The 24,354-nt window shown below is 47.6% G+C and carries 21 protein-coding genes; 9 read left to right on the top strand and 12 right to left on the bottom strand.

The features are described 5' to 3' along the window. Positions 1 to 117: 117 nt before the first annotated feature. Together RQM65_RS04765 and rpe are read right to left on the bottom strand one after the other, a co-directional pair. Entirely contained in the window at positions 118 to 1,101 is a 984-nt protein-coding gene (locus RQM65_RS04765; RefSeq protein WP_314013105.1) for a YpdA family putative bacillithiol disulfide reductase, read from the bottom strand. Continuing rightward, positions 1,098 to 1,760 carry a ribulose-phosphate 3-epimerase gene (gene rpe, locus RQM65_RS04760; protein ID WP_314013104.1) on the bottom strand — a complete coding sequence of 221 codons (663 nt, stop codon included), beginning with the start codon at positions 1,758 to 1,760 and terminating at the stop codon, positions 1,098 to 1,100. The genes RQM65_RS04765 and rpe overlap by 4 nt, the downstream gene beginning before the upstream one ends. A 307-nt stretch (positions 1,761 to 2,067) precedes the next feature. Between rpe and RQM65_RS04755 the strand changes: the two genes are divergently transcribed. The 3 genes from RQM65_RS04755 to RQM65_RS04745 all read left to right on the top strand — a co-directional run bounded on the left by RQM65_RS04755 (position 2,068) and on the right by RQM65_RS04745 (position 5,852). Next, positions 2,068 to 3,777, top strand: coding sequence for a peptidase MATCAP family protein (locus RQM65_RS04755; protein ID WP_314013103.1), 1,710 nt, complete (start codon positions 2,068 to 2,070; stop codon positions 3,775 to 3,777). A 102-nt stretch (positions 3,778 to 3,879) separates the two neighbouring features. After that, positions 3,880 to 4,932, top strand: coding sequence for an ATP-grasp domain-containing protein (locus RQM65_RS04750; RefSeq protein WP_314013102.1), 1,053 nt, complete (start codon positions 3,880 to 3,882; stop codon positions 4,930 to 4,932). Between the two features lie 20 nt (positions 4,933 to 4,952). Beyond that, positions 4,953 to 5,852 (top strand): succinylglutamate desuccinylase/aspartoacylase domain-containing protein, encoded by a 900-nt coding sequence (locus tag RQM65_RS04745; protein ID WP_314013101.1) that lies wholly within the window; start codon positions 4,953 to 4,955, stop codon positions 5,850 to 5,852. Positions 5,853 to 5,959: 107 nt separating this feature from the next. On the opposite strand, the gene RQM65_RS04740 is transcribed toward RQM65_RS04745, so the two are convergent. The 8 genes from RQM65_RS04740 to tamL all read right to left on the bottom strand — a co-directional run bounded on the left by RQM65_RS04740 (position 5,960) and on the right by tamL (position 15,707). Beyond that, the gene (locus RQM65_RS04740; RefSeq protein ID WP_314013100.1) at positions 5,960 to 6,418 is read right to left on the bottom strand and encodes a tRNA (cytidine(34)-2'-O)-methyltransferase; all 459 of its coding nucleotides are present in this window, start codon (positions 6,416 to 6,418) and stop codon (positions 5,960 to 5,962) included. 6 nt (positions 6,419 to 6,424) lie between these two features. Continuing rightward, complete coding sequence (locus RQM65_RS04735; protein WP_314013099.1) at positions 6,425 to 6,649, bottom strand: VF530 family protein; 225 nt, start codon at positions 6,647 to 6,649, stop codon at positions 6,425 to 6,427. A 153-nt stretch (positions 6,650 to 6,802) separates the two neighbouring features. Next, positions 6,803 to 7,666 carry a sigma-70 family RNA polymerase sigma factor gene (locus tag RQM65_RS04730; RefSeq protein ID WP_314013098.1) on the bottom strand — a complete coding sequence of 288 codons (864 nt, stop codon included), beginning with the start codon at positions 7,664 to 7,666 and terminating at the stop codon, positions 6,803 to 6,805. A gap of 256 nt (positions 7,667 to 7,922) precedes the next feature. Further along, positions 7,923 to 10,154: a polyribonucleotide nucleotidyltransferase gene (locus RQM65_RS04725; protein ID WP_314013097.1), complete on the bottom strand. Its 2,232-nt coding sequence runs from the start codon at positions 10,152 to 10,154 to the stop codon at positions 7,923 to 7,925. A gap of 285 nt (positions 10,155 to 10,439) precedes the next feature. Next, positions 10,440 to 10,709: a 30S ribosomal protein S15 gene (gene rpsO / locus RQM65_RS04720; protein ID WP_314013096.1), complete on the bottom strand. Its 270-nt coding sequence runs from the start codon at positions 10,707 to 10,709 to the stop codon at positions 10,440 to 10,442. Positions 10,710 to 10,857: 148 nt separating this feature from the next. After that, positions 10,858 to 11,718, bottom strand: a complete 861-nt coding sequence (gene accD / locus RQM65_RS04715) for an acetyl-CoA carboxylase, carboxyltransferase subunit beta (RefSeq protein ID WP_314016785.1) — start codon at positions 11,716 to 11,718, stop codon at positions 10,858 to 10,860. Between the two features lie 58 nt (positions 11,719 to 11,776). Next, positions 11,777 to 12,844, bottom strand: coding sequence for a class II fructose-bisphosphate aldolase (gene fbaA, locus RQM65_RS04710; protein ID WP_314013095.1), 1,068 nt, complete (start codon positions 12,842 to 12,844; stop codon positions 11,777 to 11,779). A gap of 259 nt (positions 12,845 to 13,103) precedes the next feature. After that, positions 13,104 to 15,707: a translocation and assembly module lipoprotein TamL gene (tamL, locus tag RQM65_RS04705; protein ID WP_314013094.1), complete on the bottom strand. Its 2,604-nt coding sequence runs from the start codon at positions 15,705 to 15,707 to the stop codon at positions 13,104 to 13,106. A 243-nt stretch (positions 15,708 to 15,950) separates the two neighbouring features. Between tamL and RQM65_RS04700 the strand changes: the two genes are divergently transcribed. Next, positions 15,951 to 16,691 (top strand): TrmH family RNA methyltransferase, encoded by a 741-nt coding sequence (locus RQM65_RS04700; protein ID WP_314013093.1) that lies wholly within the window; start codon positions 15,951 to 15,953, stop codon positions 16,689 to 16,691. Positions 16,692 to 16,829: 138 nt separating this feature from the next. Here RQM65_RS04700 and RQM65_RS04695 read toward each other — a convergent pair whose 3' ends face one another. Together RQM65_RS04695 and RQM65_RS04690 are read right to left on the bottom strand one after the other, a co-directional pair. Continuing rightward, positions 16,830 to 17,615 (bottom strand): SDR family oxidoreductase, encoded by a 786-nt coding sequence (locus RQM65_RS04695; RefSeq protein WP_314013092.1) that lies wholly within the window; start codon positions 17,613 to 17,615, stop codon positions 16,830 to 16,832. Positions 17,616 to 17,752: 137 nt separating this feature from the next. Then, a complete protein-coding gene (locus RQM65_RS04690) occupies positions 17,753 to 18,070 on the bottom strand; it encodes a cupin domain-containing protein (protein ID WP_314013091.1) in 318 nt (105 codons plus the stop codon). Between the two features lie 234 nt (positions 18,071 to 18,304). Between RQM65_RS04690 and RQM65_RS04685 the strand changes: the two genes are divergently transcribed. The 5 genes from RQM65_RS04685 (at position 18,305) to RQM65_RS04665 (ending at position 24,344) form a co-directional block, all read left to right on the top strand. Beyond that, the gene (locus RQM65_RS04685) at positions 18,305 to 19,660 is read left to right on the top strand and encodes a UDP-N-acetylmuramate--L-alanine ligase (RefSeq protein WP_314013090.1); all 1,356 of its coding nucleotides are present in this window, start codon (positions 18,305 to 18,307) and stop codon (positions 19,658 to 19,660) included. 125 nt (positions 19,661 to 19,785) lie between these two features. Continuing rightward, positions 19,786 to 20,484 (top strand): RadC family protein, encoded by a 699-nt coding sequence (gene radC, locus RQM65_RS04680; RefSeq protein WP_314013089.1) that lies wholly within the window; start codon positions 19,786 to 19,788, stop codon positions 20,482 to 20,484. A gap of 380 nt (positions 20,485 to 20,864) precedes the next feature. Then, a complete protein-coding gene (locus RQM65_RS04675; protein WP_314013088.1) occupies positions 20,865 to 22,160 on the top strand; it encodes a DUF7033 domain-containing protein in 1,296 nt (431 codons plus the stop codon). Between the two features lie 220 nt (positions 22,161 to 22,380). Continuing rightward, positions 22,381 to 22,926 carry a hypothetical protein gene (locus tag RQM65_RS04670; protein WP_314013087.1) on the top strand — a complete coding sequence of 182 codons (546 nt, stop codon included), beginning with the start codon at positions 22,381 to 22,383 and terminating at the stop codon, positions 22,924 to 22,926. Beyond that, positions 22,923 to 24,344 carry a DUF5723 family protein gene (locus RQM65_RS04665; RefSeq protein ID WP_314013086.1) on the top strand — a complete coding sequence of 474 codons (1,422 nt, stop codon included), beginning with the start codon at positions 22,923 to 22,925 and terminating at the stop codon, positions 24,342 to 24,344. Before RQM65_RS04670 ends, RQM65_RS04665 begins: the two co-directional genes overlap by 4 nt. The last annotated feature ends 10 nt before the right edge of the window (positions 24,345 to 24,354 follow it).

Here is a 24,354-nt window from a genome sequence, read left to right as displayed (position 1 = left end):
CGTCGCCCGTCGCCCGTCACCCGTCACCCGTCACCCGTCACCCGTCACCCGTCACCCGTCACCCCGTCACCCGTCGCCCCGTCACCCGTCACCCGTCGCCCGTCACCGGTCAGCCCTTCAAGCTTCCACGGTCTCCGGACTTTCGTGTAAGATGGCGTTCATGATAATTTTGGCGTGGATGCGCGAATTTTCGATGAACCATTTGTGGGTTTCCATTCCGCCGCAGATGACACCGGCGAGATAGAGTCCCTTGACATTGGTCTCCATGGTTTCGGGATTGTATTGCGGCAACCTCTTTTTGTCATCGGAAAGGACAATGCCCAATTTCTTCAGGAAAGCGAAATTCGGCCGGTATCCGGTCAGGGCCAGTACAAAATCGTTTTCTAGGCTGACAGCTCCCTCCGGGGTGTCGATGAGAATTTCGTCTTGACCGATTTCCCGTACCGTAGCGTTGAAGTAGGCCTTGATGCTTCCTTCTTCGATCCGGTTGATAATATCGGGCCGAACCCAGTATTTTACGCGCTGCCCCACCTCGGGACCGCGAATGATCAGGGATACTTCCGAGCCCTTCCGCCAGCATTCCAGCGCCGCATCGATGGCGGAGTTGCTGGCTCCTACCACCGCCAGTTTTTGGCTGGCATAGAAATGTGGGTCGTTGTAATAGTGCGATACTTTTGGAAGGTCTTCCCCAGGTACGTCCAACCTATTGGGTAAATCGTAAAATCCGGTCGCAATAATAACATTGGAGCAGGAATAGGTTTCTTTGTCGGAAAGCACCGTAAACCCGTCTTCCGTTTTTTCTACGTCTTCCACTTTTTCAAAAAGATGGATATTCAATTGGTTCGAGGTAACGATCCTCCGGTAATATTCCAAGGCCTCGTTGCGCTTTGGTTTGGCCTCCTTACTGATAAAAGGAATGCCGTCGATTTCAAGCTTTTCCGAGGAGGAAAAAAATTGCATGTTCACCGGATAATGAAAAAGGGAATTCACGATCGGTCCCTTTTCCAAAATGACATAGCTCAATCCTTTTTTCTTGGCTTCCAGTCCACATGCGATTCCGATCGGCCCTCCACCAACTATAATTACATCAAGTTGTTTCATGGGTTTGCACTTTCTTTTAGTTCTTTAATGGTCGCGGTGGGGTCGTCACTTTTAAACACAAAACTGCCCGCAACCAGAACATCTGCACCCGCCTTGACGAGCTTTCCAGCATTCAGCGACGTTACCCCGCCATCAATTTCTATCAAGGCCTTTGATTTCTTATTCGTAATCAGTTCTCGTAGCGCCCTGACCTTGTCGTAGGTGTTTTCGATAAACGACTGCCCTCCAAAACCGGGATTCACGCTCATGACCAATACGACATCGATATCTTTAATAACATCTTCCAATAGCAGAATATTGGTGTGCGGATTGAGGGCGACCCCTGCCTTCATCCCTTCCGCCTTGATGGCCTGCAAGGTTCGGTGCAAGTGGGTACAGGCTTCGTAATGAACGGTAAGGTTGGTGGCGCCCAACTCGGCAAAAGTCTTGATGTACCGGTCGGGGTCGACGATCATCAGGTGCACGTCCAAGGGCTTGGTGGCGTGTTCGGCCATGGTCTTTACCACGGGCATCCCATATGAAATATTGGGTACGAAAAGTCCATCCATAATATCGACATGGTGCCATGCCGCCTCACTTTGGTTGACCAATTCTATGTCTCGTTGCAGGTTGCCAAAGTCGGCAGCGAGTAGGGAAGGGGCAATTTTTGTTTCGCTCATCGGTTCATTTTAAATGGATTACAAAGATAGGTAATTGTGGACGTTCGGGACAGGCTATCCAAGGCTAAATCTTGAACTTACGGAGACCGAAACTTGCCTTAAATCAATGTTAAAGATTGGTGGCCCCATCACGGAATTTGTATATTTTCAACATATTGATATATAATTTATTTGCTTTCCGTTGAAAAATCCAAAGACCAAAAATGCTTTCCCACCCCATTTAACAAAACTGGAACCCGGGGAGAGAACCACGCTTGTACTACCCGGTGGTGGATCTCTTTTTCTCGAACACGATATACCTTATTTAATGGTATACCGAAAGCGGAAAAAAGATAAGAATACCTTACGCCTGGTGAAGACTGCGGCATCCTATCTGATTTTAGGATCAACCGAGACCACGGAAATCAAAGATTTTTTAGAAAACCTCCTGAGCAAATTAGCGGAAAGGTTTCGTTCGTTTCTGGTGGTTGAAATTCACGAAGGTGCCTTGAAAAGCACGGAATTTCTCATTTCAGGACCCTACAAAAAACTTCCTGTCACCTTGGACGCCCTGTTCGATGGACTTAGTCAAATCGAGTCCCGCTACGGGACCGAACTGTCTGCCAGGTTTTCTGATATTGCGGAAAAAACTCCTGATGATATCATACCTTTTTTCAATACCGAAAATCTCAGGACCCTGGGCGGCACCTACATCGAGATTGAGGTGCCCCCGGTCTATCGCGATGGAACGGGCACTGAATTCCCCGTATTCTTCAGAAAATTCAGAACTCGGTTCGCAGAAACCGTTCAAGAAGCGCTCTTCGATTTTTTTCGGGTCCAAACCAATTCAAAATTGGCCAGTTACCACGCGCTCGGCAGAAGAGAGATACACGAAGAGGTACTCGAGATCGATAAGAAGATTAATGATATACAGAATAGTTATTCCTTTCTGTTGTTGGTGGCGCCTATCAATATTTCGGAACTAAGAACGCGTTATTTCGACAATGGATGTCGGCATGTCGGCACCTATCATTATCGATTGCTGCCCGTTGATCCCGATATTCTGAAACGCAAATTGTACAATCTGGAAATTGACAGAATCGACGATCCGGCACTGGCCTATATCTACGACGAAAAGCGGGAGGAGATCGATCACGAATTGACCATGCTGAAAGAGCGGGGGTCACGGAATTTCTTTTACAGTAGTATCCGAATGTACGGCACGGTATCGCAAGACTTGCTTGAAGAAGCGGAACAAATTTTAAACGAAATACCGGAGGTGCCCGATGCGCTACGCAAACCTGTGATGAACGTCCGTGATTTTGAGCGTTTGGCCGAGCGGGAGTTCGATTATTTCAGGAAGACGGCCCCGGATTATTCCAGTAAAGTCCATATCAGGAATGACGTGAACATCATGATGGTGGCGCAAGGGGAGCTCTATCTTCCTGCGGACTACAATCTTACCGAGATGGAGGCGCAGGCCTTGATACAGCATGAATTGGGCACCCACGCCCTGACCTATTACAACGGGTCGCGGCAACCCTTGCGACAAATGGCGGGGGGCTTGGCAGGTTATGATGCCTTACAGGAAGGAATTGCGGTATTGGCCGAGTACCTAGCCGATGCCCTAGGGGCGAATCGCCTACGTACCTTGGCGGGCCGGGTAGTGGCCGGGGATGCGCTCAGCAAGGATGCAACGTTCGATGAGATGTTCGCGCTACTACACATAGACCATGGCTTTTCTAAAGAGCGTTCGTTCGATATCACCTCCCGTATGTTTCAGGGCGGCGGCTTTCTAAAGGACATCGTATATTTAAAGGGATTGTTGGCATTACGAGAACATCTGTCCGATGGCGGTGCTTTGGAGCCTTTACTTGCCGGAAAATTCGCATTAAAACATCTGGCCACTATAGAAGACCTTACCGAGCGGGGCCTTCTGTATCCCCCGAAATTAAAGCCGCGGTATTTGTTGAGCGAAGCCTGTAACCAGAACCTTTGGAAGTTCAGGGAAAAACTGCCGCTCTACAGGATGGTGTAGGTACAGCTTGCTTCCTTTTAGGGTAAAAAATATTGTTTCTGCGTTTACAGGTTTATGAGTTTATACCTAATCTGCCACCGATAATAATAAAACACCTACGCCATGAAAATATGCTTTGTACTGAGTGATCTGAATAAGGAATACGTCGGCACCTCGTCCGCAATGTTAAAAAAAGCTTTTGAGCGAGACCACACCGTTTACATCATGGAGGTGGGAGGGTTTAATTTTGTACACGGGTCCCCCTTGGATATTCGATGCAAAAAAATCCCTAAATCCTTAAAAGATGAAACGCATTCCGATTTTTTGGACCAAATTAAGAGCGATAAATTGGAGTGGGAAACGATTTCTTCCGATGAGCTCGAAGTGCTTTTCGTTCGCAACAATCCCACCGAAGAGCCGGCGCACCGAAAATGGGCCGAGCATTCGGGACTCGCGTTTGCCAGGGCCATACAGCAGCAGGGGGTATTGGTGTTGAACGATGCCAATGCGATGGCACATTCATTCATCGACAAGATGTATTTTGAAGAACTGCCCAAGGCCATCAAACCAAAGAGTGTCATCACCCGCGATAAGCAGGTCATTCTCGATTTCTGGAAGGACACGAACAAAAAGATAGTACTAAAACCCCTAGAAGGCTCGGGCGGTCAGGATATTTATCTCATCGGAAAGGAAAAGGCCAATTTCGAACAGATTACGGATGCACTGCTCCATAAGGGCTATGTCATTGCCCAAGAATTTCTACCGGGCGTGAGCAAGGGGGATGTGCGTGTTCTTTTAATGAACGGAAAAATCTTGGAGCAGGACGGTGAGCTCGGACTGATACGCCGTATCAATTCCGATGCCGATGAATTTAGAAGTAATCTGGCCTTGGGAGGGAGGGCCGAAAAGGCCGAACTGACCCCGGAAATCGAACGGATCGTTGAGTTGACCGGTCCTAAATTGATTCGTGACGGTTTCTTCTTCGTAGGTCTGGACGTGGTCGACGATAAATTGATAGAAATTAATTGTATGAGTCCAGGAGGGCTCGCCTATACGGAAGATACCGGGCTGCCGGACTTTTCCGAGACGGTGATCGAATCCATCGAACGCAAGGTCGAGTACAAACAACTCAATAAAAATGAGCTCAGTAACAAGGAGCTGGCTACGATGGACTGATGGGGAACAAAAATTTGAAGATGGACGAAAATAGAATTATAGGAACCTATGGAACCGACAATGAGGGGCCGCTGTTGTTCATTTCCGCCGGTATCCACGGTAATGAACCGAGCGGGGTGGTAGCCCTTGAAAAAGTGATCGACCTACTAGAAAGGGAAAAACCTGAAATTTCCGGCAAGGTGGTCGGGGTCTACGGTAACCGTACGGCCTTGGAGAAAGGAGTGAGGTACATAGACGAAGACCTGAACCGGACCTGGACGGAAAGGAATGTGGAAGCACAGAAAAAGGATTCCAACGAAAAGAAGGAAATGTTCGAAATCATCGACGTCCTCGAGTGCCAATCAAGAGACGGGTATCGCAAAAGGTACTTTTTAGATTGTCACACTACCTCTTCCGACAGTCTGCCTTATATCTCCGTGCAGGAGGTGGGTGAAAACGATGCCTGGGCGCACCGCTTTCCCGTGCATATCATCCGGGGTTTTTCTGATATCGTCTTTGGATGTATCGACCACTATCTGAGCCGGATCGGGTTGACAGGCTTCGTTTTCGAGGGAGGCCAGCATCAGAGTCCGGATGCAATCCGATATCATGAGGGAATGATCTGGCTGGCATTGGTCGAGGCCTGTGGATTGGATTTGGAGCGTCTTTCCGAATTTCCCCAAGCCGTAGAAAAAACGACCGATCAAAGAAGGGATCAGAAGACCTTTGAAATTATTCATCGGCACAGCCTTGAAGATGATGACCGGTTTGCGATGGAGCCAGGTTACGAAAATTTTCAGACCATTGAAAAAGGCGAGCTTCTGGCCACGCACAACGGAAAGAAAATTATAAGTCGATGGAATGCCCATATCTTTATGCCGTTGTACCAGACGCAAGGAAACGATGGGTTTTTTGTGGTGGAAGAAGTCGAGGTTGAATAAAGAACGGGTTGTTCATCAAAATCAGTTTGCGACTGCGAACTCTCATTTTTAAGACAATCTACGACCTGTATCCGTGAACTTCCAGCTTTGTATTTTTCGGGCCGCCATTATGGCAACGCGAACTGCCTTAGTCCCTCATACACTACAATACCCACGGCATTGGCCAGATTCAAACTGCGAATATGCTCGCTGAACATCGGAATCTTGAAGAGCCTATCTTCGTATTCTTTCGCTATCTCCGGGGCAAGCCCTGAGGCCTCCTTCCCGAAAATCAGAAAAAGTCCGTCCGTGAAATCGAGGGACCAGTAGTTCCGTACGCCATGACTGGAGAAAAATGCCATTTTTTTGTCCCGATGCGTGCCAAAAAATTCATCCGTATTTTCATAAACCGATACGGACAGATGTTGCCAATAATCGAGCCCCGCCCGTTTCAAACGCTTGTCGCTCAATTCGAATCCGAATGGCTTTATGAGGTGTAAATGAGAGCCGGTGGCTAACGCCAGGCGTCCGATGTTACCGGTATTATTGGGGATTTCGGGTTCGACGAGAACTATATGGAGCGCCATTTATTTTTAGAGTGTTTTCAGATAGAGTCGTTCCACTTTTTCCCGTGCCCAAGGAGTCCGCCGTAAAAATTTCAATGAGGATTTAATGGAGGGATTGGACTTAAAACAGTTGATGTCGATTCGCTCCGCAAGCTCGTCCCAAGTATACTTTTCGGTGAGCTGTTCAAGAATATCCGCTAGTTTGACGCCGTGCAGGGGGTTATTGGGCTGTTTAGATGTGTGGTCTTTCATAGGGTTAAAATCAAAAAACTCCGGTAATCAGCCGGAGTTTATTCATCAATCAAAAAACGAACAGTCATGATAAACTGTTGTCACCTTAAAGATACAACTAATATGCCAAACCTCCAATTTTTAGAAAATTTGAGCGTGTATATCCCACTGGGGCTATCCCAGATAAGACTTTAAAATTTTGCTTCGCGAGGTGTGCTTAAGACGGCGAATTGCTTTTTCCTTGATTTGGCGTACCCGTTCGCGAGTCAGGTCAAAGGTTTCCCCGATTTCCTCCAAGGTCATCGAATGTTGTCCGGCAAGACCGAAATACAGGCGGATGACATCGGCCTCCCTTGGGGTCAAAGTCTCCAAAGAGCGCTCGATTTCTACCCGAAGGGATTCTTGCAATAGTTCTTTATCCGGATTGGGCGATTCGCCACTGCGAAGTACATCGTAGAGATTGGAGTCCTCACCATCGATCAAGGGCGCATCCATAGAAACATGTCGCCCTGAGTTTTTCAGGGACTGCTTTACGTCTTCGACGGTCATATCCAGCTCCTTCGCAATTTCTTCGGGACTGGGCATGCGTTCGTGGGCTTGCTCCAAAAACGCAAACGTCTTGTTGATTTTGTTTATAGAACCAATTTTGTTCAGGGGCAAACGTACGATACGCGACTGCTCGGCCAAGGCTTGCAAGATGGACTGACGGATCCACCACACGGCGTAGGATATAAATTTGAATCCTCGGGTCTCGTCGAAGCGTTGCGCCGCTTTAATCAGTCCGAGGTTGCCCTCGTTGATCAGATCCGGCAAGGTAAGGCCTTGGTTCTGATATTGTTTGGCGACCGAAACCACGAATCGAAGGTTGGCTTTCGTCAATTTTTCAAGGGCTATCTGGTCGCCTTTCTTGATGCGCTGTGCCAATTCGACCTCTTCGTCCGCAGTAATCAGATCTACTTTCCCAATTTCCTGCAAATACTTGTCCAATGATGCGGTTTCCCTGTTGGTAACCTGTTTGGTAATTTTTAACTGTCTCATCCCTGATTTTCCTTTTCTAGTTAAGCGCTGAAGTTCCGGTATAAATTTGAACAAGAACCGGCTCTTCGGATTAGCTGCATATACTTATACGTCGAAAAACGCGAAATGTTACAATTGAAATGAAAAAAGTTGATTTTTTCGCTGAACACCACAAAAAATCCCCGTTCATCGAATTGAACGGGGATTTCTACAATTTACGTCTAACGTCTAACGTCTAACGTCTAACGTCTAACGTCTAACGTCTAACGACTAACGCCTAATCTCTATCGCGTCTCGGCTTGCGATCGCGGTTGTCCCTTCCACCTCGGCGGTCATCCCGACCACGGCCGCGGTCATTGCTGCGGGGCGGACGTTCCTTAAAACCTTCTGGTTTGGGTTGCAGAACCTTTCGCGATACACGGTCCTTTTTAGTCCGTCTATCGATGCCCATATACTTGACATCGAAGACATCGCCCATATTGACCACGTCGGACACGTTTTCGGTACGTTCCCAAGCGAGTTCGGACACATGCAGTAAAATCTCGTTGCCCGGGGCATCGGTGTATTCCACAACGGCACCGAAATCAAGCATCTTAATGACCTTTACCTCGTAAACACTGCCTTCTTCAGGCTTGAACATCAGGGAATCGATTTTGGCCAATACGGCATCGATCCCATCTTGGTTCGTTCCCAAAATCTCAACAATTCCCTCTTCGGTCACTGGGTCTTCGTTGATGACGATGGTCGTATCGGTCTCTTTCTGCAGTTCTTGTATCACTTTTCCACCAGGGCCGATCAAGGCACCGATAAACTCATTTGGAATTACGGTAGTGACCATTTTAGGGGCATGTGGCTTCACATCTTCCCTTGGTTCCGCAATGGCGTCGGTCAATTTCTCTAGGATGTGCAACCTGCCGTCACGAGCTTGTTGCAGGGCCTTGACCAAGATTTCATAAGAAAGTCCCTTGACCTTGATATCCATTTGACAGGCGGTAATGCCATCGGCGGTACCGGTGACTTTGAAGTCCATATCACCAAGGTGGTCTTCGTCCCCAAGGATATCCGACAGTATGGCGTACTTTCCGGAATCCCCATCGGAAATCATTCCCATTGCGATTCCTGAAACTGGTTTTTTTAATTGTACCCCGGCATCCATCAAGCCCATGGTACCAGCGCAAACAGTGGCCATGGAAGAAGATCCGTTGCTTTCCAACACTTCGGAAACCACTCTTACAGTATACGGACAGTCATCGGGTATCATACCTTTCAAGGCACGCTGGGCCAAGTTTCCGTGGCCGATTTCCCTACGGGACGTACCTCGGATGGGCCGGGCCTCGCCGGTACAGAAAGGAGGGAAGTTATAATGAAGGTAAAAGGTTTCCTCTCCTTCGTAGGATGGCATATCGATCTGATTTGCCTCCCTTGAGGTGCCGAGGGTAACCGTGGCCAGAGCTTGGGTCTCCCCTCGTGTAAATAGGGCGGAGCCGTGGGTAGAGGGCAAATAATCGACCTCGCACCAGATGGGCCTTATTTCATCGGTCTTTCTACCGTCTAGGCGTTGGCTCTCGTTGAGGGTCAGATCCCTGATCGCCGCTTTTTCGGCTTTGCGATAGTAATCGGAAATCAAATCGCCTTTTTCTTCCAACTCTTCTTCGGAATAACCCGCTTTGATGTCTTCTTTAATGCTGGCAAAAGCCTCGCTTCTTTCGTGTTTGGAAGAACCGGCCTTGGCAACTTCGTATACTCTATCGTAGGCAAGCTCGTGGATTTTCTTCTCCAGCTCCTTGTCCTCCGATGCTTGCTCATATTCGCGAACTTCCTTTCTACCGAAGGCGTCGGCGAGTTTCATTTGGGCATCGATCTGTTTTTTGATTGCCTCATGGGCGAATTTGATGGCTTCGACCATATCCTCTTCGGAAATCTCGTCCATCTCGCCTTCCACCATCATTACAGAGTCGGCAGAGGCACCGATAATCATATCGATATCGCTTTCAAGCAATTGCGAACGGCTCGGATTGATAATAAACTCTCCGTTCACCCGACCTACGCGTGCTTCGGAAATGGCGCATTCAAATGGGAAATCGGACAGTTGGATGGCGGCCGAAGCGGCCAAGCCGGCCATGGCATCAGGCATGACATCATCGTCGTGAGACATTAGTTGAATCATCACCTGGGTCTCGGCGTGGTAATCTTTGGGGAAAAGCGGACGCAAAACACGGTCCACCAAGCGCATGGTCAATATTTCGCCATCACTGGGCCGAGCTTCCCTCTTAAAGAAGCCACCTGGATAGCGGCCGGAAGCCGCAAATTTTTCACGGTAATCTACCGTTAGCGGCAGAAAGGGAAGGTCTTTTTGTTCGTAATTGGATACGACAGTACACAATAGCATACATTTTCCGGACTGTACAACAACGGACCCGTGGGCCTGCTTTGCCAATTTGCCGGTCTCGATAGAGATTTCCCTACCGTCACCGAGGTCGATGACCTCTTTAAATACTTCTGGAATCATAAATTGAATTTTTACCCGACCTAGTTGTCGGGAGTTTGTTAAACAATGGTCTTTTGTGGCGTAAATGCCCTGGACGGATTTCCGCCCATTTGTGTTGTTGTGTTGTGTCGACCAATGAAAAACCGTGTGTTGCTTTACCAACGCACAATCTCTATTATAGAACTCGTTTTGAGTTGATTTTTTACCTGCAATACGTTTACAAGCATGAACTCAAGACGAGTTCAAAAGCAAAAAGGGCTGAAAGTTTCAGCCCTTATCTCTTCGTTTTGGGCAGTGGTTATGCCCTTATTTCCTGATTTTGAGTTCTTTGATAAGTTCACGATAGCGAACAACATCCTTTTTCATCAAATAATCGAGAAGATCACGTCTTTTACCTACCAATCGAACCAGCGAGCGCTCGGTATTGTAATCCTTCTGATTGCTTTTCAAATGCCCCGAAAGGTGGTTGATTCGATGGGTGAACAGGGCGATTTGCCCTTCGGTAGAACCTGTGTTCTCCGCTTTTCCGCCATACTTTTGAAAGATGTCGGCTTTTACTTCCTTGGTTAAATACATGCCAATATTATTTTAATGATCTTTATGTATGTGGCCGCTTTTCGGCCAGCGTGCAAATGTAAGATTATTTTACAAGCTATTCTATCCCGTCGCCCTAAATTTTGGTACTACCGTCTTGTGGCATCTTCGGGCGAAGAGATTTGTGACATTAGCTGCGCACGGGATTGTTCTCGATGAGATCAATATAAAGGTTGATTTTCTTTTTCAGGTTTTTTCGATGTACGATAAAATCCAAAAATCCGTGTTCGAGAACGAACTCGGCGGTCTGGAACCCGTCCGGAAGCTCTTTTCCGGTTGCTTCCTTTACCACTCGGGGGCCTGCAAACCCGATCAACGCACCGGGTTCGGAGATGTTGATATCTCCCAACATGGCGTAGGACGCCGTGGTTCCGCCCGTGGTAGGATCTGTACAAAGTGAGATGTAAGGCACTTTCGCATCCGCCAACTGCGCCAGTTTAGCTGAGGTCTTGGCCAGCTGCATCAACGATAGTGCGGCTTCCATCATTCGGGCCCCGCCGGATTTTGATATCATGACAAAGGGGATTTTTTTCTTGATCGAATGGTCGATGGCCCTGGCAATTTTTTCGCCCACCACACTGCCCATGGATCCCGCGATAAAGCTAAAGTCCATACAGGCGACTACCAAATTTTTGCCCTGGGATTTCCCCACCGCGGTGCGTACCGCATCCTTGAGTCCCGTTTTCTTCTGGGCGGATTTCAAACGATCGGAATATTTTTTGGTATCCTCGAATTTCAAGGGGTCTTTCGAGGTCAATTTGGCGTCGAGTTCCTTGAACTTATTGTCGTCGAAAAGAATTTCAAAGTAATGTTTGCTTCCAATTTGTACGTGGTAATCGTCTTCGGGACTGACGTAATGGTTTTTTGCCAAAACTTCGGATTCCACAATCTTTCCGGTGGGCGATTTGTACCACAGACCTTTCGGCGTGTCCTTCTTTTCTTCCGTGGCCGTTTGGATTCCTTTTTCCTTTCTTTTGAACCAAGCCGTCATGTTTTCCATATTTGGGTTAGTGGGACATTTTAAGATGAACCGGACTAAATCGGTTCATTTATAAGGTATCTACGTTATTTAAATCCTCAAAAGCTTTTTTCAAGCGTTCTACAAAAGACTTTTCGCCCTCACGGAGCCAGACTCTAGGGTCATAGAATTTTTTGTTGGGCTCGTCGGCACCTTTGGGATTTCCTATTTGGGTTTGAAGATAGTCCTTTTTATCCTGAACATAATCCCTTACTCCGGTGAGAAAGGCGTACTGCAGATCGGTATCGATATTCATTTTGATAACTCCGTAGCCGATACCCTCCCGTATTTCGGCAACCGATGATCCCGAACCGCCATGAAACACGAAGTCGATATGGTTATGTCCGACGCCATATTTTTCGGAGACGTAATCCTGTGAGTTTTTCAGTATTTCCGGAGTCAGCTTGACATTGCCCGGTTTGTAAACGCCATGGACGTTGCCGAATGCGGCGGCGATGGTAAATCGGTGACTCACTTTGGAGAGTTCTTCGTAGGCGTATGCCACTTCTTCGGGTTGGGTGTATAGTTTTGAATCGTCAACATCGGTATTGTCGACTCCGTCTTCTTCCCCGCCCGTGATACCCAGTTCGATTTCGAGCGTCATGTTCATTTTGGCCATCCGCTCCAGATACCCTTTGCAGATTTCAATGTTTTCTTCGATCGGCTCTTCAGATAGGTCGATCATATGCGAACTGAACAAGGACTTGCCCGTTTCCTCAAAATGCTTTTCGCTCGCATCGAGCATCCCGTCGATCCAGGGCAATAGTTTTTTTGCACAATGGTCGGTATGAAGAATGACGGTGGCGCCGTAGGCTTCCGCCAATTGGTGTACGTGTTTGGCTCCCGCGACGGCACCGAGTACGGCTGCTTTTTGCCCCTCGTTGGAAAGACCTTTACCCGCATTGAACTGTGCGCCCCCGTTCGAGAACTGGATCATGACCGGAGCGTTCAGGCTCGCGGCGGTTTCCAAGACGCCATTGATGGTGTTCGATCCTATTACATTTACCGCCGGAAGGGCAAAACCTTTTTCCTTGGCGTATTTGAAAATTGCCTGTACTTCGTCTCCGGTAGCAACGCCGGGTTTAATATTGTGGGCCATAATCCGTACTCTTGTAGTTAATAATTAGTATGACTGCAAAAGTAATAAAATAATGCAAGAGCGGATAAAGGCACAGGTTGAAAATGGGGGAGGGTCGAAAGGTTTATCCGTAGGTGTACTTCAAACTTCACTTCGGGCAAGCCATAGCACTGTTATAAGTAGGGGAGAACTGAATTTGCTTAATGCACATGGACTTCCATTATGTGCCGAAACTCGCACTTGAAACGATCACTTGACTCTGGCTCTTAAAACTTAAACCTTAGAACGGATAGTTTATTCCAATTTGTAATACGGCGTTCTTAAGGTTGTAGTCAGTGAACCATCTTTCCGAAATTTTATTGGCGGGGTTATAGGTCTTGAAGCCAAGATCGGCCCGGAGCACAAAAAAAGTAAAATCGTAACGAAGTCCGAAACCGGTCCCCAGGGCAATGTCCTCCAAAGAATCGAACCCCGTGAAGGTCGCTTCGGGATCCTCTACGTTATCGAAAACGTTCCAGATGTTTCCTGCATCGGCGAAGAGGGCACCCTTGAAATTTCCGAATAGCGGAAACCTATACTCCAAACTTAAGCTTAATTTTAGATTGGCCTCATTAAAGTCGTTAAGCGCATCGGTTCTCCCCGGGCCTAGCGAATAGGGCGACCATGCTCGAATGTCATTGGCGCCCCCTGCAAAATAACTGCGTACGAAAGGTATGTTGTTGGAGTTGCCGTATGGAATTGCGATACCCGAAAAGGACCGGAAGGCCAGTACACTGGTACGCGATACGCTCCAATATTTCACATATTCCAATTCGGTCTTAAGGTATTGGCTGTAGGGTACGTTGAAGATTAAGCGACTCCCGGTTTCGTTTTTATCGAAAGGAATCAGGGCCGAAATGCCCGAAAGTAAATTTCCCGCACTTTCGAGCTTAAATCGCAACCGATAAAACTTATTGTCCGCCAGTCCGTTACGGCTGCTGTAGTTAAGGGTATAGTTGCTGGTAAAGATTAAATTGTTTTCGGTCAGGCGCCGTCTTCGCTCTTCGATACGGTTGACGGGTTTAAAATCTTCCGCCGAAATCGGTACTTCCCGATTGAGAATAGCTTCGGTAAATCCGGTGGTCCCAAAGGGGATAATCAGGCGACCGGGGTCCTCCGAACCGTCACGGGATTCGTAAAATTCCGATAAATCAGGATTATCCTGATAGATAGGGGCAGATGCAATGTCATTTAATTGGGAAAAGGAATTGCGATACACGTTAAAGAACCGGTCTGTATTCACATTTCTGACAAACTGAACGTTCAGCAGCTCGATATTGTGTTTGATATGGTCGGAGGGCACCCAATTATAGCCTAAAATAGTGTTGAAGGCCTGTTTATCAAGACCTATATTCTTCTGAAAGCTGCTGCCCAGCGATATTCGGGTTCTCGGAAGGGTATAGCTGGGGATGATTTTTTTGGTATCGTAAAAGGGAAACCAGATGCTGGGAATATCGAGATTTGCGTCGGCACCAAACTCCTGGATGTTAAAGAACCGGTTATCGGTAATACTTCGATCGTTGGAGTTGCCAATGCTGACGCGCCCCGATATACTCAGGTTCTCGGCGCCCCCGAAAAGATTTCTGGCCTGCAGGGCGGGATTGAGGGCCAGCCCGACCTGTTGGATGTTCGATCGAGTGAGCTCAAAAGACATTCCCAGTGAATACCTGGGCCGCGCCGCCAGATAGATGTTCGTGTCGAGGGTCGCCTCCTCCTCATTGGGAATGGAGGTTATCGTAGGATATTTAAAAACGCCAAGGTTGGTGATCTGCCTATAGGTTCGGGTGCGGTCGATGTCGCGATATACGCTGTCCCTTTCAAAAAATACGGCATTGGCCAAAGTGTTGGGGTTGAACCGCAGTTTGTCGCGATAAAATATATTGTAATCGCCAAAACGGATGAATTTTTGCTCCCGGTCGCGTTCGTCGAAAAGATAATCGGTGTAAATATTGATGTTGTTGAAACGGTAGATTTGGTAAGGAGTGGTGGTTATGGCCGAGTCGCCCCTTTTTTTAAAATTATCGATATTCAGTTCGATGTTCATTTTCTGATCATCGGCGAGCTTGGTGGTATCGGTCGCAATATCATATGATATAGAGCTTTCCTGAAAATTATATATTCCCGTGTTGCGGAAGATGTCGCTGAGGCGTTTCCTTTCCGCACTGAACTGGCTCAGATTGAACTGGTCGCCTTCTTTCACGATCGATTCAGCACTGTTAAGGGCATAAATCGAATCGACTGTCGCGGAGGCGATCTGGCGTGAAATCGAATCAATGGTAAAAGGCTCGCCTAAATCAACTTTATAGTTCACCTCCGCCCGTTGTCGCTTGGCAAGCGTGTCGATGTCATAGCGGGTATCCGTGTTGAAATAGCCTTTGCTGCCATAGTATGTCTTTAACCGCTCTAAGGTTCTTCGGGTCTTAACGGTATCAAGTATTACTGGTTTTTCTCCCGTTTTCTTGAGCCATTCGCTGAGACCCTTGACTAAAAAGGATTCCCCCAATCGGTCGACCTGTTTTTTTGATAGAAGGTTGACCAGCCGCTGTTCCCTTTTTTCTTTACGATGTAGCCAATTCCGATAGGATGAATCGGGATTCTGTTTCGCTAAATTATAAAGGTTGAGCCGAAGCGGGTATCCCAAGATGGTACGGTTCGGCTCTTGCAGTACGAGACTTTCTACATCGGCGTCATTGATCTCGACGCTGTCGACGTAAATATTGTTTTCTTTGAGCAACAACTGGTTTCCACCTACCCGTTTCAGGGTATCACAAGAGTTGATTGCCACAGCTATAAATAATAGGCCTATTTTAGCGGTGATTTTGGTAAAGCGAAACAATATGCCCATAGCCACCAAAAATACATTGAAATCATGTAATGTTTGAGGGATTTGGATACGAATTGCACGAATTGCGCGAATTGCCGGAAATCGGGTCGAAAGTTAGGCGAGATGGGTCAACTAGGGTGGGATTAATTTAATGAATATGTCCGTACCGTTCATTTACCGGACCGCGGAAGAATAATGGGACGCCCGTGGATAGTAGGATAGTCCCCGGATAATGGGATAGATTTTAACCGAAATATCATCTTTATGGTCAGTAAAAAGCAAATAAAGTTCGTAAAAAGCCTTGGTCAAAAAAAATATCGCAACCGGCACGGTCTGTTCGTGGCGGAAGGTATAAAATTGGTGCGGGAGTTACTGCTCTCTTCTTTTAAGACGTATCGGATATTTACCACGGATCTTTCGGTCTTCGACGGTAACAACGGGGCAATTGAAGCCATTACCGAGGCCGAACTGGGTCAGATGAGCGGGCTAAAATCTCCCAACACCGTTGTAGGGGTGTTCGAAATACCCAATGCGGGAAATCTTGATTTTTCAGACTGGATACTGGCCGTTGACGATGTGCGCGATCCGGGAAACTTGGGTACCATCATCCGTTTATGTGATTGGTTCGGCATCAGTCATCTTGTATGCTCCGAAAATACGGTAGATTGCTACAATCCGAAAACTTTGCAGGCTACCATGGGTTCCATCGCCAGGGTAGCGGTCGGCTATACCGATTTAGAGGATTTCTTGGAAAAATCCGACCTGCCCGTTTTTGGTGCTTTTATGGAGGGGGAAGCGGTTTACGAAGCGGAGTTGCCAAAAAAAGGGATTTTGGTGATGGGCAACGAATCCAACGGTATTTCCCCAGAAGTAGAACGTCAGGTTTCGAAGAAACTCAGTATTCCCCGGCCCGGACACACCGATCGTTCCGAGAGGAAATCCGCCGAAAGCCTGAACGTGGCAATGGCGGCGGCGATTTTACTGAATGAGATACGACGCAAATAGTATGTAGGTTTTCAAAGAGAGGTTCATGCCTACACTTTTAATTGCAATTACAACGAAAGCCAACTCTGTTTTGTAAGTTGATAGGGGGAACTGAATTGGCCGAAGAAATATACAGCTGCCCAAAGGGGCAAGAAAATATCAAAGCGACTTCAACAATCCCCCGTCGATGGGAATTTGGGTGCCGGTAATGAATGCGGCCTGTTCGGATGCCAAATACGTGACCAGATAGCCATATTCCTTTGGGTCGCCGATACGTTTTAGGGGTACCTTGGATTCCATATCAGACCTTACCTCTTCTTGCGGTATGCCCTGTTGTTCTGCCTTTTTGGTATTGAGCTGGTTGATACGGTCCGTATCGAAATAACCCGTTAGAATGCTATTGACCGTGATGTTGTGCTCGCCCACATCGCTGGCCAATGATTTGGCCCAGGTGACGACCGCTGCCCGAATGGTGTTGGAAAGGGCCAGGTACGATAATGGTTCCTTCACGGAAACGGAGGCCGCATTGATAATGCGGCCCCATTTGTTTTTTATCATATGCTTTAGTGCCAATTCAGTGGTAAAGACCACTGTTTTGAAGAGCAGGTCAAAGGCTTCCTGATAATCGGGCACTTGTTTGTCCAACGTGTTCCCGGCATCGGGACCTTGAGTATTATTGACCAAAATATCTACCGAATTGGTTGCAAAGAAGTCCGAAATCAGTACTTTATATCCTTCGAAATCGGAAAAATCCACCACTAAATAATTATGGACCTGTCCCTGATCTGTAGAAAGTCCAGCGACAATGGATTTCAATTTGTTCCCGCTGTGGGACATCAGGGTTACGCTGGCGCCACTTTCCGCCAGCTGTTCGGCCACTGCCTTGCCGATTCCGCCGCTACTCCCACCGACCAGGGCGGTTTTTCCAGTTAAATTTATTTTCATGCTTTTGCGTTTTAGATGTTAACTCGCTTCAATAATCCTACCTTAAAGACCGGAAGTTAGTTTTTCCGGGCCCGTCTGTCGGCGGAGCGGTTTGGCAGTCTGTTTTTTTTACTGGCCACTAGCCACTAATTCACTACCTACTTATACTCTTCCCTTACCGGACTAAATGCATCCATTAGTTTACAGGGGGTCAACGCGCGACCACTATGTTTTTTATAGGGTGCGATGATCACTATATCCCCTGGGTGATACACTTGGGTGTCCCCATTTAATGTAAACTCGAACCTGCCCTCGATTACGTGCATCACCTGCTCGTTCATGTGCGAGTGTTCGGGGACCTCCGCACCCTCATCGACTTCCCAAAAAGCGAGGCTCATGTTTTCCGTATGAACCAATCGACCGTGGTAACCGGGCATGATTTCTTTGGAGGGTATTTTGGAGAGATTGAGCGACATAGATTCAGATTGAATTACGAAGATAATAAGAAATAGAACGCGGGTAAGACCTCGGACAAAATACGCAACCTTTCCACCAATTTAGTATTCGCGAGACCCGAGTTTCAAAATCCGAAAGCGCATTGGCGTACAATGAACGAACGAATGCAACGTTTTGTAGAGTTTTTTGGTTAATACTCCGGGGACAGGAAAATTTCGCCACCCTTTCTTACCTTTGGTGAAAATTGATAGGAAATGCAAATCCACTTTATTGCCATTGGCGGAAGCACCATGCACAATTTGGCATTGGCACTGAAGGACAAGGGCTATATGATAACCGGAAGCGATGACGTAGTTTTTGAGCCCTCTAAAGGCCGCTTGGCGGAAAAGGGATTGCTCCCGGAGAAAATGGGATGGTTTCCGACAAAAATCCGGGAAACCCTTGATGCCGTAATCTTGGGGATGCATGCCAAGCCCGATAATCCCGAATTGTTGCGGGCCCAAGAACTGGGACTCAAAATCTATTCGTATCCCGAATACCTGTACGAACATTCCAAAGAAAAGACCCGGGTCGTCATCGGGGGAAGCCACGGAAAGACCACCATAACCTCTATGATCTTGCACGTGCTGGACTACCACGGCCGGAATGTCGATTATATGGTCGGGGCCCAATTAGGGGGGTTCGACCGGATGGTGCACCTTACCGATGATAACGATTTTATAGTTTTGGAAGGGGACGAATATTTGTCCTCCCCCATCGACCGGCGACCCAAATTTCACCTTTACAAGCCCAATATTGCCTTGTTAAGTGGAATCGCGTGGGACCATGTCAATGTATTTCCCACTTTTGAAACATACGTGGAACAGTTCAGGATTTTTGTGGATGGTATCGTTAAAGGGGGAAGCATTACCTATAATGCTGAAGACGATGAGGTCAAAAAAGTGGTCGAGGCTTCCGACAACGCCATCCGAAAGTTGCCCTATTCGACTCCAGATTATGAGGTGGAAAACGGACAGACGCTTTTGGATACCCCCGAAGGTCCTATGCCCATTGAGGTTTTCGGGAAGCATAACCTGAGCAATCTTGCCGGGGCCAAATGGATCTGTCAGAACATGGGCATCGACGAGGCCGATTTTTACGAGGCCATCGCGACCTTCACCGGGGCATCGAAACGCTTGGAAAAATTGGCCGAGGGAAAATCGAGCGTTTTGTATAAAGATTTTGCCCATGCTCCCAGCAAGGTGGCCGCCACCACGCGAGCGGTAAGGGAACAGTATCCCGAGAGAAAACTGGTTGCCTGTCTCGAACTGCATACCTACAGTAGTTTTGAACCGGAATTCCTAAAGGGATATAAAGGCGCCCTAGACGCCGCTGATATCGCCGTGGTCTTTTATCTACCGGAATCCGTCGCCATAAAAAAGCTGGATCCCGTCTCCCCCGAACAGATATCCGAGGCCTTCGAGCGTAAGGACCTGCGCATCTTTACGGATGCTACGGCCTTCAAGGATTTCATTTTCGAACAGGATTATAAGAACTCCGTGCTGCTGCTCATGAGCTCGGGTAACTATGGAGGCTTGGATCTGGAGGCGGTCGGAGGGGCAGTGAAATGACCTTATCGGTTTAAGGGTGTATAGGTTTATGGGCCAATTCATAGTAATTCGGAACCATATTTTGTAATAAATATCCTGGGGAAGACGTTAACCAGTACCACTTCACGGTTAACCCTTTTTAAATTATGCAGGAAAAACGCTCATCCTTCTCCATAAAATATTGGTCCGATGACGACAAACCGCGCGAAAAATTAGTTCAAAAAGGGAAGTCCGCCCTATCGGATGCCGAACTGATCGCCATCTTGATCGGGTCGGGAAGCAGGAACGAAAGTGCGGTGGCCCTGTCGAAAAGGATATTGGCAGGGGTCGATAACAATCTGAACGAACTGGGCAAACTCAGCATAAAGCAATTGAAGGTCTTTAAGGGCATCGGGGAGGCAAAAGCGATCAGCATAATTGCGGGACTTGAAATCGGCAGGCGGAGAAGGGGAGAGGCGATCAAAAAAATAACCAAGATCAACAGTAGTCGGGACGCCTTTGAGCTATTGCGGCCCCGAATCGGGGATCTCGAGCACGAAGAGTTCTGGATCCTCTATCTGAACAATGCGAATAAGGTATTGCATCTGGCCTCGCTCAGCAAAGGCGGACTCACAAGCACCTTGGTCGATGTGCGCCTTGCCATGCGACAAGCTCTTGAACATGGAGCAGTAGCCTTGGTGCTGGCCCATAACCATCCCTCGGGAACCCTGAGGCCGAGTAAAGGAGATCGAGACGTCACCGCTAAATTGAAAGGAGCCGCCTTGACGTTGGACATTACTGTTTTGGATCATATCATCGTTACCGAAAAAGACTATTTTAGCTTTGCGGACGAAGGGGTGCTGTGAAGATTGTTGGGGGTTCTTCCTTTTTGGGAATGCACAAAAACCCAATCCGACCTCGAGACCCCTTTTCCTGCAATCCCATTTCGCCGCTATACTGACACTGGCTTACCCTCGTCTTCCGATTCCACGCTGCATCCCGATTCCGGTCCAACCTCATGCGAACCTCGGCCCTTCTTCTTTTTCACATCTCCGGGCTGTAACTCCACCCTTTTTCGATCCTAACACCCGTCCAACCCGGTCCAGACCCGAACTCGACCCAACTTCAGCGGGAGCCCATCCTCATCCCGCTCCCATCCCCAAGCCTCAGTTAACGTCTAAAGTCTAATGACTAAAGATTACCCCCCACTCCCCAAACTATTTGTACTTTTGAATTTTGAAGAACAATGCTATTAATCTACACCCATAAAATCACGCCTCGCTTCACGTACACCATGAAGCAGGTGTTCACCCGTATCTTAGGTCTCAAAATCACCTTTACTACTAAGGTAGAGGACTTTATAAAGCACGCCGGACCAAAAATCACTTACACTAAACAACCGCTCCAGAACGAATTCTTTATTCGGAGCAACGATTTGCTGTTCGAGCAGGGCATCAACGATTTTGAGATCAAGATTTCCGAATGGGACGGGGTTCCTTGTTTCTTCGATGCCGGGGACCGCAGCAGCATCCCCTTTGATATTTTTTCGGCCAGTTTTTATCTGATAAGCCGCTATGAGGAGTACCTTCCCCATGTGAAAGATCATCACGGGCGATTTCCCCCCAAAGAAAGCCTCGCCTATAAACATGTGTTTCTACAATCGCCGGTAGTTGACATCTGGGCTTTTAAATTTCTGGAAGCCCTCAAAGTAAAGTTTCCGGATTTGGAGCGTAAATCCAGATACTATACCTATACATCCCTTATCGATGTCAACACATCCCATGCCTTTGCCTATAGAGGTTTTGTAAGAGGTGTCTCTGGGCTGTTGTATGATTTGGCATCCTTGAAATTCAGCCGGGTGGCAGAACGAGTCAAGGTGTGGTTGTATCCTAAGAGAGATCCGTACGATAATTTTGACTCCCTGGTCGAACTGCATAAAAAGTTCAAGATCAAAAGCATATTTTTTTTCCAGTTCGCGACCTATTCCACGTATGACAAGAACGTTTCCCCGAACAGTAATAAGTTCCGGTTTCTAATCAAGTCTATTGCCGATTACAGCATAGTGGCCCTGGCCGCCTCCTACAGTTCCTTTTCTGATTTTAATCTCTTAAAAAAGGAGAAGAAGCGGCTGAGCGGCGTAATCAACCGCCCGATAGATACTTGCCGCATGCGCTATAACCGAACCCATTTGCCGGATACGTACCGCACCCTGATCGAAGCGGGTTTCAGTGACGACTATACCATGGGGTACACCAATGAACCTGGGTTCCGTGCCGGTACCTGTACCCCGTTCTACTTTTACGATATGAACCTTGAAATACAACAGCCCATACGCATCCATCCCTTTACATTTCACGATTACGCCTTTACCAGTGTCGGCGGTCGCGATGCGGTTTTAAAGCGTATGGAAACCCTTAATAAAGAAGTCAAGAAGGTAAACGGCAATTTTGTAACGGTTTTTTCCAACGAACTTCTGGGTAACGATCATAAGGTCGATTGGATGGACTTGTACGAGACCGTGTTGGAGCGTTACAATCAATAGTCCGTAAGTATTACGCTACTTAATTGTTGTGGAATACACTTCGAAATGCCGTAATTATTCTTATAATTGCTCCAGACAATCACTGTATTTTACCGAGGATAGCAAGCGTCATCCCGAAATGACATACTGATTAACAGTCCGAACGAAATAAAATCACTAATATGCAGTTATAGGGGTAAACGTACTGTGCACAAGGCATGGGGCGTTAAAGGATTATGGAATGAAAAGTAGCATCAAACTTTTATTAACTGTTTTAACCGGCTTTTCGGTCTTTGTTTCCTGTATTGAGGAGCAAGATTTCGACCAGTACGACGAACTACAGGCGAACCCTGAGGTCGAAGCTAGTATCTTGTATATCGAGGCCCCGGAATCTTTTGTCAATGCCGCGGGCAATGCCGACGTGATTACAAGAAATTTCGACTTTAATGCTTTTAGCGCAGATCTCTTTGCGGAAAGGGTACTCGATGGTACGGTTACTTATATTGTACAGAATACGACCAGCAAACCGGTCGATGTTTTCGTAGAGTTGTTGGATGTGAACGGGAATGTGCTCGATACGGAGCGGATCGAATCTGAAGCGGGTATGGTGAATCAGCAAGTAGATATAGCGTACGGCAGTGCAGGTAAAAGCATAAACATCATTAAAAACACCTCCAGCATTCGGGTTACGGCCAGAAATCGGGGCGATAGTACAAGCGTTGCTGACAACCCCGACCCCAAAATCATTTTAAAATCAAGTGGTAAATTCCGATTAGAATTAAAATGAGAATCCCCCATCTACTTTTTATTGTCCTCTTATGGGCCTGTATCCCCGTAAAGGCCCAAAACAAGCAATTGTTGTACGATTTTACCGAAATTCCGCAGGCCGGGATGGTCAATCCCGGAATGGAGACGGATTTTCATTGGTACGCGGGTATTCCGGGCGTATCGGGAATCATGGTCCAAGCCGGCTCCAGCGGTATTTCCGTCAACGATATTTTTGCGAACGATGGGCTCGATATCAACGATAAGGTACGCGAACGTGCCGTTTATGGGATGAAGCCCACCGATGAGCTCAGCGGAACCTTTCAGGTGGAATTCCTGAATTTCGGGTTCCGGGGCCGCGACCCTGACTTATTTTATTCCGGGGGGATGTACCTTGAAGGGGATGCCATTGGATATTGGTTTCAAGACTATGCCATTTTGGCCATTGAAGGTAACGCCGACAGGCTGAATCAAAGATTTGACGTCGGCCACTTAAAAACCCGGGGGGAATTAATGAATGTGTTGCATTTTGGAATCAACAAGAAAATCAACCGCGACCTGATTCTTGGAGGAAGGGCGAAAATCTATTCCAGTGTGTTCGATTTTAACTCCACCAAAAACAGGGGTTATTTTGTGACCACGGAAGGTGAAAGAAATATCTTCGCCACCACCCTTAACGCCGATGCCGAGCTTCGCACTTCGGGCCTAGAGTCCCTCTATGACGCCAGGGAAGAAGGTAATATTGCCAGTACCGCGGTCAAAAGAGCACTCTTCGGCGGCAATTTGGGCCTTGGCGTCGATTTAGGGTTCACCTATTACCTGAACGAGCAGACCGTACTCACCGGTAGCCTGTTGGACCTTGGTTTGATCTACCATACGAACGACGTCAACAACTATACCCTAAAAGGTTCGGCTACGGTCGAAGGGGTTGTCATCACTCCCGAAGGAACTATCAATCCCGATACCGATTTTTGGGAAGACCTGGTCGATGATGTGGAATCCTTGGTGCCCTACGAAGAGAATTCTCAATCATACGTTGCCTTTCGTCCCACCAAATTGCACGCTTCCCTCCGCTATAACTTTGGCGAAACGGTGGCACGCAGAGGTAATTGTAAGTGTGGGACTAAGCCAAGAGGGGTAAGGCTTCCCCCAAAATACGCAAATAGTGTAGGCGGACAGCTATATATGATCAATCGGCCCAGGGGCCCGCAAGCTGCCTTGACGGCCTTTTACCTGCGGCGCATTGGTAATATCATGGCGGTCAAGGGCACCTATACGGTCGATAAATTCTCGTACACCAACCTCGGCCTGGGCCTCAACCTGCAATTGGGCCCTGCTAATCTTTACGCTATGGCGGATAATCTTTTATCGTACCGCAACCTTGCAGATAGTCGTTACGCGTCCTTCCAACTCGGATTGAACATCATTGCCTGGGAATAGAAGACGGAGA

Origin of the sequence: Pricia mediterranea, assembly GCF_032248455.1 — a bacterium.
GTDB classification, from domain to species: Bacteria; Bacteroidota; Bacteroidia; order Flavobacteriales; family Flavobacteriaceae; genus Pricia; species Pricia mediterranea.
The sequence above is the reverse complement of the archived record's forward strand: the minus strand, read 5'-3'. Positions and strand labels throughout refer to the sequence as shown.